The sequence below is a fragment of the Bradyrhizobium sp. genome, assembly GCF_036735945.1.
In the GTDB taxonomy this organism is placed as follows: Bacteria; Pseudomonadota; Alphaproteobacteria; order Rhizobiales; family Xanthobacteraceae; genus Bradyrhizobium.
Genome location: NZ_DAINNI010000027.1, coordinates 22,457 through 35,015, shown reverse-complemented (window position 1 = coordinate 35,015; position 12,559 = coordinate 22,457). Strand labels below are relative to the sequence as shown.

10 protein-coding genes and 1 pseudogene are annotated in these 12,559 nt (G+C 64.5%); 4 read left to right on the top strand and 7 right to left on the bottom strand.

What is annotated here, in order from left to right; translation table 11 throughout:
- Positions 1-12 precede the first annotated feature (12 nt).
- The gene (locus V7E26_RS12280; protein WP_324416161.1) at positions 13-957 is read right to left on the bottom strand and encodes a DMT family transporter; all 945 of its coding nucleotides are present in this window, start codon (positions 955-957) and stop codon (positions 13-15) included.
- 115 nt (positions 958-1,072) lie between these two features.
- Between V7E26_RS12280 and V7E26_RS12275 the strand changes: the two genes are divergently transcribed.
- A complete protein-coding gene (locus tag V7E26_RS12275; protein ID WP_324416159.1) occupies positions 1,073-1,474 on the top strand; it encodes a DUF1330 domain-containing protein in 402 nt (133 codons plus the stop codon).
- A gap of 92 nt (positions 1,475-1,566) precedes the next feature.
- Here the strand turns inward: V7E26_RS12275 and V7E26_RS12270 are convergent, their stop codons facing one another.
- The 5 genes from V7E26_RS12270 to V7E26_RS12250 all read right to left on the bottom strand — a co-directional run bounded on the left by V7E26_RS12270 (position 1,567) and on the right by V7E26_RS12250 (position 9,234).
- Positions 1,567-2,784, bottom strand: a complete 1,218-nt coding sequence (locus tag V7E26_RS12270; protein ID WP_324416157.1) for an alpha-hydroxy acid oxidase — start codon at positions 2,782-2,784, stop codon at positions 1,567-1,569.
- A 47-nt stretch (positions 2,785-2,831) separates the two neighbouring features.
- On the bottom strand, positions 2,832-3,647 hold the full coding sequence (locus V7E26_RS12265; RefSeq protein WP_324416155.1) for an MlaD family protein: 816 nt from the start codon (positions 3,645-3,647) through the stop codon (positions 2,832-2,834).
- A 158-nt stretch (positions 3,648-3,805) separates the two neighbouring features.
- Entirely contained in the window at positions 3,806-6,979 is a 3,174-nt protein-coding gene (locus V7E26_RS12260; RefSeq protein WP_324416153.1) for an efflux RND transporter permease subunit, read from the bottom strand.
- Between the two features lie 4 nt (positions 6,980-6,983).
- Positions 6,984-8,138: an efflux RND transporter periplasmic adaptor subunit gene (locus V7E26_RS12255; RefSeq protein WP_324416151.1), complete on the bottom strand. Its 1,155-nt coding sequence runs from the start codon at positions 8,136-8,138 to the stop codon at positions 6,984-6,986.
- Between the two features lie 169 nt (positions 8,139-8,307).
- Positions 8,308-9,234, bottom strand: a complete 927-nt coding sequence (locus tag V7E26_RS12250; RefSeq protein ID WP_324416149.1) for a DMT family transporter — start codon at positions 9,232-9,234, stop codon at positions 8,308-8,310.
- A 368-nt stretch (positions 9,235-9,602) separates the two neighbouring features.
- On the opposite strand from V7E26_RS12250, the gene V7E26_RS12245 reads away from it, so the two are divergent.
- Positions 9,603-9,791, top strand: a complete 189-nt coding sequence (locus V7E26_RS12245; RefSeq protein ID WP_324416147.1) for a hypothetical protein — start codon at positions 9,603-9,605, stop codon at positions 9,789-9,791.
- A gap of 44 nt (positions 9,792-9,835) precedes the next feature.
- On the opposite strand, the gene ybaK is transcribed toward V7E26_RS12245, so the two are convergent.
- Positions 9,836-10,309 carry a Cys-tRNA(Pro) deacylase gene (gene ybaK, locus V7E26_RS12240; protein WP_324416145.1) on the bottom strand — a complete coding sequence of 158 codons (474 nt, stop codon included), beginning with the start codon at positions 10,307-10,309 and terminating at the stop codon, positions 9,836-9,838.
- Positions 10,310-10,589: 280 nt separating this feature from the next.
- On the opposite strand from ybaK, the gene V7E26_RS12235 reads away from it, so the two are divergent.
- Positions 10,590-11,882, top strand: coding sequence for an adenylosuccinate synthase (locus V7E26_RS12235; protein ID WP_324416143.1), 1,293 nt, complete (start codon positions 10,590-10,592; stop codon positions 11,880-11,882).
- A 40-nt stretch (positions 11,883-11,922) separates the two neighbouring features.
- Positions 11,923-12,559 (top strand): annotated as a pseudogene (locus tag V7E26_RS12230) (hypothetical protein); the annotation flags it as partial.

Genomic DNA, 12,559 nt, shown 5'->3' with positions numbered 1-12,559 from the left:
GCCGGTAAGACGCTACGCCGCAGGCTTGCCGGCCGATGCCCGCCGCGAGGCGATCACCACGCCGGCCAGCACCAGCGCATAGCCCACCAGATGGAATGGCCGCAACTGCTCGCCGAGCAGAAGGATCGCCATCGCCGAGCCGAACACCGGCACCAGGTGAAAGAACGGCGCGGCGCGGTTCGGCCCGATCAGTGCCAGCCCGCGGTTGAAGAACAGGTAGGCCAGCGTCGAGGGAAAGATCACGGAATAGGCCAGCGTCGCCATCGAGATCAGGTCGAACTTCAAGGTGGCGCCGGTGGAGAATTCCCAGATCGAGAACGGCACCAGCATCAAGGCGCCGCAGCAGGTGGTGAACGAGATCAGCGACAGCGCATGCGTCACCGGCCGGCGCGGGATCAGTGCCGAGTAAAGCCCGAACGACACCAGCGAGCTTGCGAACATCAGGTCGCCGCGGTTGAGGCTGATGCCGGCCAGCGCGCTGAAATCGCCGCGCAGGATGATGGTGAGCACGCCCAGGAGCGAGATGGTGATGCCGGCGAGCTGCGCGGGCGTCAGGCGGATGCCGAACAGCGCCAGCGACCACAGCGCGACGAACAGCGGTCCTGCCGACTGGATCAGCAGCGCGTTCAGTGCCTCGGTATATTGCATGGCCCAGTAGGAGATCGCGTTGTTGTAGGCGAAGCCGACGAACGACAGGAACAGCATCATCGGCAGATGCGCGCGCAGCACCGGCCAGTCCTTTTTCAGGTGCGGCCAGGCAAAGGGCAGCAGGATCAGGAAGGTGCCGATCCAGCGCACGCAGGACAGCGTCACCGGCGGCACGTGGCCGGCGACATGGCGCGCCAGCACGATGTTGCCGGCCCAGAACAGCGAGGTCAGGCTCAGCAGCAGATAGGGCTGGTGGGTCAGCCAACGGACCGGATGGAGGGCAGCGGGCGCTGGTGCGGGCTTGGTCATGTCGCGAGCCCGGATAGGGCCGGATTTTCCGCCACGCGACAAGCCCTGCGCGTGCAATGCTACAATGCTCTGTGCATTATCGTTCAAGCTTTGACTGACATCGCGAGGGCCGTTCATGGGCGTGGAGTTGTTGAATGTCAGGGGCCTTGCCGAACTGGACCAGCAGGTGCCGGTCGTGATGGTGAACCTGATGCGGTTCCGCGAGCGTTCGCTCGACGGCGATGGCTCGGGCTGGGATGCCTATTTGCGCTACAGCGCGCTGACCGTGCCGATGATCAAGGCGCGCGGCGGCACGCTGCTCTGGACCGGTGATGCCAGGACGGTGGCGCTCGGCGCCGAGGCCGGCCATCGATGGGACTATCTGGCGCTGGTGTATTATCCGTCGGTTGCCGCCTTCATCGACATGATGACATCAGAGGACTACGAGCAGCGCTGCGACCCGCATCGCACCAATGGCTGCGCCGAGCACGTGATCATCGCGACCAGGGAAGCCTACAGCAAGTTCAAGGTGCCGTAGCCCGGATGGAGCGCAGCGCAATCCGAGACCGCTCCGTCTTTGCACAAAGGTCCCCGGATTACGCTGCGCTCCATCCGGGCTACGCGACGGCGCTAGAATTTCCGCACCAGATCCGGCGTGATTTCGCCGAGACTGCGGATGCCGAGCAGCGCGAGGTCGCGGTCGATCTCGGCTTTCAAAAGCGATATCGCGCGCTGCACGCCGGCTTGCCCGCCGGCGATGGCGGCATAGAGGAAGGGGCGGCCGATCCAGACGAAATGCGCGCCGAGCGCCAGCGCCTTGATCACGTCGGTGCCGCGGCGGACGCCGCCGTCGATCATGATGGTCATGCCCTTGGCTTCGGCCGCGATCTCCGGCAGCGTGCGCAGGCCCGACATCGTGTAGTCGAGCTGGCGGCCGCCATGGTTGGACAGCATCACGCCGTCGACGCCGCTCTCGCGCGCGATGCGGGCATCCGCCGGCGAGACCAGGCCCTTGACCACGAGCTTGCCTTTCCACCTCTTGCGGATCAGTTCGACATGCTTCCAGGCGAGCTGGTCGCGGGCGCCGATGTTGCGCATCAGGTTCTTCGCCAGCACCGGCGGGCCGCGCTTGGCGTCCATGTTCTCGAAATGCGGCATGCCGTGGTTCTTCACGGTGCGCGCCCAGGTGCCGAACAGCCAGTGCGGATGGCTGACCGTGTCCCAGAACACCTGCGGGGTGATCGCGAGCGGCACCTGAAAGCCGTTGCGGATGTTGTTCTCGCGGTTCGGCGGCACCGGCACGTCGGCGGTGACGACGAAGGTGTCGTAGCCCGCCGCCGCCACGCGATCGACCAGCGGCTCGATTCGCTCGGGCAGGCCTGCGAGATAGGCCTGATACCACGCGGCCTGGTTGGCGGCGCGGACGTCCTCCAGCGTGATCAGCGAGGAGGCGCTCAGGATCATCGGCACGTTCTCGGCCTTGGCGGCCTCCGTCAGCACGATGTCGCCGCGATAGGCGACCAGCGCCGACGAGCCCATCGGCGGGATGCCGAACGGCGCGTCGTACGTCTTGCCGAACAGCGTCGTGGTCTGGTCGCGGCCGGAGACGTCGTTGAGCACGCGCGGCACAAAGCCGTATTCGTCGAACGCCGCGCGGTTGTCGCGCACCGCAGCGTCGGTCTCGGCGCCGCCGGAGACATAGCCGTAGAGGAATTTTGGAATCCGCCGCCGCGCGGTCGCCTCGAAATCGTCGAGCGTGAGATATTTTTGCAGATGCCGCGGTACCGCGATTTCGGGCCGGGTGACGGTGGCGGGCGGTGCGGTCAGGCCGGCGGATTTGTCGAGCACGTCGGGCGTTCCATTCTTGTTGTTATGCTTGTTGTGATTCGGTGGGCTCAGCGGCGGGGCGGGGATGCGGCGGGTTTCGGGTCCGACTTGTTGATGGCAGAGGAGAGCTCGCCGAGCATCTTTCGCGCGTCGGCCAGCACCTGTCCGGACTTCTTGTCAAAACTCTCGATCAGTTCGCGCATCGAGATCACGGTCGGCAACAGTTCGCCGCCATATTTGTCGCTGGCGAGGCCGCGGAGGAAATCCCTGGTCTTGTCCATCGCGCCGTCGACGGCGGCAATGCCGGATTCGGCTGATGCGATGATCGAGGTGATCTTCTCGCCATTGCCCGACAGCGAGGCGGTGAAGCTCTCGAAATTGCGCAAGGTGTCCTTGATCGCCACCTCGTTGTCGGCGATCACGCGGTCGACGTTGCGCAGCGCCGCGCGGATCTTTTCCTGGGTGTTGAGCGTGCCTTCGCGGTCGGCCGTCAGTTCGGGGATGCCGTCGGCGCCCCGGGGCGGGGCCGGCGCCGCGTCCGAACCGCCGGTGAAGGAGATAGCGGCGATCCCAGTGAGGCCCTGAAATTCGAGGCCGACCTGGGTGTCGCTCCTGACAGGCGTGTTGCCGTCGATCATCGTGAGCGCGACCACGCGGCGCGGATGGTCGAGCTTCAGCGACACCACTTCGCCGACACGGATGCCGGCAAAATTCACGCTGCCGCCGTTGCGCAGGCCCGAGGCGGAGCCCTCGAAGATGACGCGGAACGGCACCTTCTGCTTGATGCCGGAGAGCCTCTGATAGCCCAGCCACGCGCCGAGCGACCCGGCGATCAGAGCCAGGGTCAGCGTGCCGATCATCAGATTGCTGGCGCGAACCTTCATCGAGACCTTCCGAAGCAGGCTCCGGAGATAGCGGATTTGCCGCGGCAAGTCACCGGACCCGGTGGAGCAGGACAACCCGAATTTCCGCCCCAAGCCTCCCCGTGGCTACGATGCGCCACGCCGGGAGCGGTGTCGGCGAACCCCTGACCCGACTGAGCCTAGGGGCCCCGTTCGGCTCGCCCGACCGGTTCGGGGGCGTGTTTCACCTTGTCGCCGCCGCTTTTGCCAAACCGCCGATAAGTCCACTCGCGCATACTCTCGAACACGACGTAGAGCATGGGGATGAGAAAGAGGCCGATCACTGTCGCCGCGATCATGCCGGTGAAGACGGGCGTGCTTACCGCGTGTCGCGCGATCTGGGATGCACCTTTCGCCCAGACCAGCGGCACAAGTCCGAGAATGAACGCGAAAGACGTCATCAGCACTGCGCGGAAGCGCATTTCGGCGCCCTGGGCTGCCGCATCGACGATGCCCAGTCCCTGCTCGCGCTGCTCCTTGGCGAACTCGACGATCAGAATGGCGTTCTTGGCGGCCAGCGCGATCAACACCACAAGGCCAATTTGCGCGTAGAGATCGAGCGTAAGTCTGGCGACCAGGACGCCGCCAATGGCGCCCAGAACGCCGACGACCACGGAAAGCAGCACTGGAACCGGAATAACCCAGCTTTCATACAGAGCGACGAGGAAGAGGAACGCAAACAACAGCGCCATGCCGAGCACGATTACGGTCTGGCCCGCCGCGCCCTGCTCCTGATAGGCCGTGCCGGTCCACTCGAAGGCGTAACCGGGGGGCAGTGTCTTGGCCGATACGTCAGCCATGGCGGAAAGCGCCGTGCCGGATGCGACGCCCGGAGCCGGGCCGCCGTTGATCGTAACCGAGCGGTAGTTATTGTAACGCGTGATGACCTGCGGCCCGGTGACGGTCCGGGCAGTTGCAATCGACTGGAGCGGCACCATCGTGCCCTTCGAATTGCGAATATAGATCTTCCAAAGCGCGGAAACGTCGCGGCGGTCTGCCGCCTCGCCCTGCAGGTTCACTTGCCATGTACGACCGAATAAATTGAAGTTGTTTATGAAGTAGCCGCCGAGCGTGGACTGCAGGGTGGTGAAGACATCGCTGAGGGTAATGCCCAGCGCCTGCGCCTTTTCGCGATCGATGTTGAGGAAGATCGACGGCGCGTTGGCCCCGTATGTCGAGAAGACGCGCGACAGGCGCGGATCCTGATTGGCTGCGGCTACCAGCCCCTGCACCACGCTGCCCATGGCCTTGGGATCGGCGCCTTCCAGGTTTTCCAGCTGATACTCGAAGCCGCCGGTGGTTGACAGGCCGACCACCGGCGGGAGATTGAACGGCAGCACGTTTGCCGTGCGGATCTGCTGCGACGCGTCGAACACCTTCGCGATCAGCGCCTGTGCGGAATCTGCCGCTGCCGTGCGGTCCTCGAAGGGCTTTAGCTTGACGATCAGAAAGGCATTGTTGCTCGCCGAATAGCCGTCAAGCAGCGAGAAGCCGATAATCGCCACCGTGTCCTGCACCTGCGGCGTGGATTTCAGGATGGTTTCGACCTGGCGAACGGTTTCGCTGGTCCGGTTGACCGATGCGCCGTCCGGCAATTGAACGTTGATGAAGAATGCACCCTGATCCTCCTCGGGCAGGAACCCGGTCGGGGTGACCTTCATGAGGCCGAAGATGCCGAGCCCGAATGCCGCAACGAGCACGATGGAAACGATGGACAGCCGCAAGATCTTTCGCACGATGGTCGCATAGCCGCCGCGCACACTGTTAATTCCCCGGCCGATGCGCCCCATGATGCCGCGCCTCGGGGAGTGACGGAGGAACACCGCGCAGAGAGCTGGCGACAATGTGAGCGCGTTGACGGCGGAAATCAGCACCGCTGCGCTGATCGTCACCGCAAACTGGCGAAACAGTTCGCCCGAGATGCCTGATATGAAGGCGATGGGAACGAATACGGCCAGCAGAACCAGCGTGATGCCGACGATTGGCCCGGTCACCTGCGCCATGGCCTTCTTGGCCGCATCTGCCGGCGATAGCTCCGGCTCCTCTTCCATGACGCGCTCGACGTTCTCGACAACGACGATCGCATCGTCCACCACGATGCCGACCGCGAGCACCAGCGCCAGCAGCGAGACCGTATTGGCTGAATAGCCCAATGCCAGAAGGATGACAAAACTGCCCACGAGACTGACGGGGATCGCAAGGATCGGAATAATCGTCGCGCGGAAATTTCCGAGGAACACGAACACGACGATTGCGACGAGCACGAACGCCTCGACCAAGGCGCTCACGACCGCGCTGATCGTGTCCGTGACGAAGATCGTGGAATCATGAACCACACGCGCCTTCAGTCCTTCCGGGAAGCGTGCGCGCAGCTTGTCGAGCGTTGCATTGACGGCCTTGGACACGGTGATGGCATTCGCGCCGGGAGCCAGATACATGCCGATCGCGACCGACGGATTGCCGTTCAGACGACTGAACGTATCCTCGTTCTGTGCACCCAGCTCGACCCGCGCGACATCTCTCAACTGCAATACCGAGCCATCCTGGTTGGCGCGGATGACGATCGCGCCGAACTCCTCCGGCGTGGTCAGGCGGCCCTGGGTCTGCAGGTTGAACTGGAATTGCTGGTCGTCCGGCACCGGGCGGGCGCCAAGACGTCCGACCGGCGCCTGAACGTTCTGGGCCCGTATTGCCGCGATCACATCGGATGGCGCAAGACCGAGGCTCGTGAGTTTCGACGTATCGAACCAGATGCGCATCGAATAGTCTTCGCGTCCGAAGAGGCTGGCCTGGCCGACCCCGGGCGTGCGCGACAGTTCGTCCATCACGCTGATGATGGCGTAGTTGGTGATGAACAGCGGATCGAGTTTGCCGTCCTCGCTGTACAGCGCGATGAACTGCAGGATCGACGACGACCGCTTCTGAACAGTCAGCCCCTGAACCTGAACTTCGGTCGGCAGGTTGGCCATGGCCGTCTGGACGCGGTTGTTGACGTTGACGGTGTTGATGTCCGGATCGGTGCCCAGCGCGAAGCTGACGGTGAGATTGTAGCTTCCATCGGCGCCGCTGCTGCTCTTCATGTAGAGCATCTTGTCGACGCCGATGACCTTGGATTCCAGCGGCTGCGCCACGGTCGTTTCCAGAACCGAGGCGGACGCGCCCGGATAGGCCGCCGATACCTGAACCTGCGGCGGCACGATATCGGGAAGTTGCGCGACCGGAATGCGCGAGAGGGCAAGCAAGCCGGCAAGGGATATCACGATCGCAATGACGATCGCCATTCTGGGACGGTCGATGAAGGTCGAAGCAATCATGCCCTCACCTCGCGCGGGGCGTTGTTTGCGAAGCCGGTCCCGGCGCCACGACGAGGTTCGGACGCACCCGCTGGATGCCCTCCACCACGACCTGCTCGCCGGGCTTCAGACCTTCGGTGACGGCCGCGATATCCGGTGTCGACTGGCCGAGCTTGACGCGACGCTGTTCGGCCACGTTCTTGTCGTTGACGACATAGAGATAATCGCCCTGTTGATCGGAAAGCAGCGCGGCGCGCGGGACGGCCAACACTTTGAGCGGCTCAACTGCTTCCAGCGAAACGGTGACGAACTCGGCGTCGGACAATTCGTAAAGGTTGCTGTCTCCCACCTTCTGGATGACCGGATTGGGAATCGTGCCGCGCAGGGTCATGGTGTCGGTATCCTGCGCAACGCCGATATCGACGAAATCCAGCTTTCCGATCTGGCCGTAGAGTTCGCCTGTCGGCAGGCGCAGACGAATTTTGACGGCGTCGAAGCCGCCTTTGTCGGCATAGCGTTCCCGTAGTTCGATAACGCGGCGCACCGATACCGGAAATGTGACGTACATGGGATCGGCACTGACGACGGTTGCCAGCGCGCCGCTTGTCGGGCCGACCACGTTGCCGACGGTGACGGAGGTGCGGCCAATGATCCCGTCGATGGGAGATTTTATCTCGGTGTAGCCGAGATTGATCCGCGACTGGTGAAGCTGCGCCTCGGCCGCTTTGACCTGGGCTGCGGCCACCCGCTGCGACGCCAGCGCGCTGTCGACCGCAACCTGGGTGCCGGAATTCTTGTCCAGCAATTCCTGCGCGCGCTTGAGCGTCAGGTCGGCGTTTTCCAGCTGGGCTCGTGCCTGCGCGACCGCTGCTTCCTTGACTTCAACGTCGGCCTCGAATGGCGCCCTTTCCAGCCGGTACAGCAACTGGCCCTTCTTGACTTCCGCACCTTCGGTGAACAGGCGCTCGTTCATGAACGCGGTGACGCGCGCAATCAGATCGACGCGCTCGCGCGCCTGGATGCGACCGTTGATTTCCGTGCTTTCCGTCATCGGCCGGGACTCGGCCTTGACGACCCCCACGGCTGGCGGCCCGCCGGGGACCACTTGCGCCATCGCCGGCGTCACCAACAGGAGTGCTCCCGTGGCTGAAATCGTTCGGAGCGACGGGAACGTCCGCATGGCGAGTTTTCTCCAATCGGCGACGAATAAGTCGCAGAGACTAGCAAGGTTCCGCGCATTGAGAATAACCCGGGAACTGTTCTTCTGACAGCGCGCGTCATGGAATCTATCTTGAGCTACCTTGATACCCATCCGCGAATAGAAAGTCCCGGAAAAGGCAATCGCGCGCCTAGCCGGTCCTGGGCTTTCGCGACGCGACGAACACTCCCGTCAGCACCAGCGCAAACCCGATGAAGTGGAACGCCTGCGGATTTTCGCCGAGGAAGGCGATCGACATGATGGTGCCGAACACCGGCACGACGTGAAAGAACGGCGCGGCGCGGTTGGCGCCGATCAGCTGGATGCCGCGGTTGAAGCAGAGATAGGCGAGCGTGGAGGGAAACAGCGCGACATAGGCGAGGGTGAGCAGGTTAGCGGTGTCGATCCGCATCACCGGCCGCGCGAACAATTCCCAGATGAACAGCGGGATCAGGCAGGCCGCGCCGGCGCCGAAGGTGAAGGCGACGAACGACAGCGCATGGATCGCCGGCCGCTTCAGCGACAGCACCGAATAGAGCCCGAAGATCGCGAGCGCGACCAGGAAGATCAGGTCGCCGCGGTTGAACTCGATGTTGGACAGTTTGGTGAGGTCGCCATGCATCAGGATGATCACCACGCCGGCCATCGACAGCAGGACGCCCGCCGCCTGCGCCAGCGTCAGCCGCACGCCGAGCAGCAGCAGCGACCATACCGCGACCACCAGCGGACCGGCCGATTGCAGGAGCAGCGTGTTCAGCGCCTGGGTATGCTCCAGCGCCCAGTATTGCAGGGTGTTGAAGGCGCCGATGCCGGTGATCGAGAGCACGATCATGACGCCGAGATGGCTTCGGATTGCGCCCCAGTCGTGCTTCAGGTGCTTCCAGGCGAACGGCAGGATGATCAGGAACGCGAACGACCAGCGCAGGAACGACAGCGTCACCGGCGGGATGTGGCCGGCCGCCAGCCGCCCGACGATGGCGTTGCCGGCCCAGCACAGTGCGGTGATGCTGAGCAGCAGGTAGGGCTGGTTGGCGATCCAGCTCCCTGATGCTGGCGAAGTCTGTTCGGAAGCCGACATTCGAGGATAGGGCCCGGTTCCATGGCGCCGCGGCCCGCCCGGCGGTATCGCCGAGCCGGAATGTGGCCCGGCCTCCGTCACAGACACGGATTTGCCGCGCGCATCAATGGTGCAGGACGCATCGCGACCATGCAGTGCGCCTTACATCGTCTTGCCCGTTGTTTGGGGTTGCCAGCTACCGGGTGAATATGCAATCAAGGGGCGATTGATTCATGTGGCCCAACCTTTGTTTGTTTTTCGGGACCGCGTGAGATTATTCCGGGACATTTCACAAGCAAGCGTTCGTTCGATCGTTGGGACCACGGCTTCGAGGGGGCTGCGCAAGGCGCGGCGTCACAGGGCCGTGAGGTCGAATTTCCAAGAAGATGATGGGTCTTCCGTTGAAAAATCAGACACCGGCCGAAGAAGCCGAAGCCGAAACACGTCACCAGTTTGCCATTCGCGCCAATTCCATTCTGGCGTTCATCGAATGCGATGAGGAGCAGCGCCCGAAGCTGCGCAAGGCCATCATCGAGGCGATGCTATGGGCGCAGACGCAGCCGAGGCTTTCCAAGTAGAGGCGCGCCTGGATAGAGGCCCGCAGTAGCGCGCGCACGGCCGCTCACGCCACCAGCGGGCGCGCGATGGCGCCTGCGGCCTTCATCGCGTCGTTGGGATCGAGTTCGACCTGCAGGCCGCGCTGGCCGCCGTTGAGGAACACCGTCGCATGACCGAGCGCCGCTTCCTCGATCGCAACCGGCACGCGCCTCTTCTGCCCAAACGGCGAGATGCCGCCGACATGATAGCCGGTCAGTCGTTCGGCATCCGCCGGCCGCATCATCCTGGCCGCCTTGGCGCCGAAGGCGCCTGCGAGTTTCTTCATGCTGACTTCGCAATCCGACGGTACCACGGCGCAGACCGGCTTGCCGTCGGCCTCGGCCATCAGCGTCTTGAGCACGCGGGCGGGCGGCACGCCGAGCGCATCGGCCGCCTGCAGCCCGATGCTCGCCGCATCCGGATCGTAATCGTAGGCATGGACGGAGAATTTCACCCCCAGTCTTTCCAGCGCCTGGGTCGCACGGGTGGTTTTCGACATGGTCCCTTCCGTGATTGCGCGAAGTTAATGCAACAGGGGCTGGGAGCCCTCAAATTTTACGGGTATATCAATGGCTTGGACCTGTTCTAAGGCCCCCACAAAGCCGCCTTCTTGCTTGCCTAGATCAACCGCTTCCTTTATCCGGTGGGGCGCCCTGCATGCGAACGGCCCCGGCCGTGATTTTGGCTGGGTGAGCAGGAGCATGGTCCGGACAGTTGGAGTGCCGGTTTTCCGGTGAAATCATGCTGGAACCAAGAGATTTGCAGGGAACACCTTAAAAATGGCCAATGTTGTCGTCGTCGGCGCCCAGTGGGGCGACGAAGGGAAGGGCAAGATCGTCGACTGGTTGTCGGAGCAGGCCGACATCGTCGTGCGCTTCCAGGGCGGTCACAATGCGGGCCATACGCTCGTCATCAATGGCGAGACCTACAAGCTGGCGCTGTTGCCGTCGGGCGTGCTGCGTCCGTCCAAGCTGGCCGTGATCGGCAACGGCGTGGTGTTCGACCCGCAGGCCTTCCTCGATGAGGTCGCGAAACTGAAGGGCCAGGGCGTCGCCATCAGCCCGGACAATCTGCGCATCGCCGAGAACGTCACGCTGATCCTGCCGCTGCATCGCGAGCTCGATGCGCTGCGCGAATCATCCAACACGGCGACCGCGATCGGCACCACCCGCCGCGGCATCGGCCCGGCCTACGAGGACAAGGTCGGCCGCCGCGCCATCCGCCTGATGGACCTCGCCGACCTCGACACCCTGCCGCACAAGATCGACCGCCTGCTGGCGCACCACAACGCGCTGCGCCGCGGGCTTAACCTCGAAGAGATCGACGGTAACGGCATTCTGAAGGAACTGACCGCGCTGGCGCCGAAGCTGCTGCCCTATACCGAGACGGTGTGGCGGCTCCTCGACCTCAAGCGCCGCGAGGGCAAGCGCATCCTGTTCGAGGGCGCGCAGGGCGCGCTGCTCGATGTCGATCACGGCACCTATCCCTACGTCACCTCGTCCAACACGGTGGCGGCGCAGGCGGCGACCGGCACCGGTCTCGGCCCGGGCGCCGTCGGCTATGTGCTCGGCATCTGCAAGGCCTATACGACCCGCGTCGGCCAGGGCCCGTTCCCGACCGAACTCGACAACGAGATCGGCGAAGAGATCGGCCGCCGCGGCAGGGAGTTCGGCGTCAACACCGGGCGCAAGCGCCGCTGCGGCTGGTTCGATGCCGTGCTGGTCCGCCAGACCGTCCGCACCTGCGGCATCACCGGTCTCGCACTCACGAAACTCGACATTCTCGACGGCTTCGACACCATCGAGGTCTGCACCGGCTACATGCTGGACGGCAAGGAAATCGACCATCTGCCGGCGGGCGAGGGCGCCCAGGCCCGGGTGGTGCCGGTTTACGAGACGATCGAGGGATGGAAGGAGCCGACGGCCAACGCCCGCTCCTGGGCGGATCTGCCGGCCCAGGCCATTAAATATGTTCGCAGGGTCGAGGAACTCGTGGGTTGCCCCATTGCATTGCTTTCCACCAGCCCCGAACGCGAGGATACTATCCTGGTTCAGAATCCGTTCGAGGCTTAACGAGATATTACGGTCCGGCCAGCAGCAGTATTGAAAACAAATGGCTGATTATTACCCGCTGATCGCACGCGCTATTGCCGGCCTGGACCCCAATGCTCCGGGCGAGAGCCGCCGTGCGCTCTATGAGCGGGCCCGCACCGCGCTGATCGCGCAGTTGCGCAGCGTTCAGCCACCGCTGTCCGAATCGGAAATCACCCGCGAGCGGCTGTCGCTGGAAGAGGCCGTGCGCAAGGTCGAATCGGAAGCTGCCCAGCGCGCCCGCGACGCGACGCGACCGGGCGGTGGCCCGCGGCCACCAGGCGAAAACTTCCGTCGCGCCAATGTCCGGCCGCCGGAGGACGGAGCTGCGTCCGCCCCGCCGCCGCCCCCGGGCGCGCCGCGACCGCGTCCGCCCCAAGGCCCGGCGCGCGAGGACCGTCCGCCGCTCGGCCAGGAGGGCCCGCGTCCGCCGCGCAATTTGCGCCCCGATGCGCCGTCGAACGGTGCGCCGCGCCCGCAGGCGCCGCCGATTCCGATGCAGGATGCCGGCCTGCCGCCACCGCCGCCGCGCAATGGCGGCCCCCGCCGCGGACCGGACAATGGCGGTCCTCCGCAACCGCCCCAGCCCCGGCAAGCCCGGACTCCGCGCCATCGCCACCGACCCCGCCGATCTCCGCCGCGCCGCCGCGCAAGCCCAC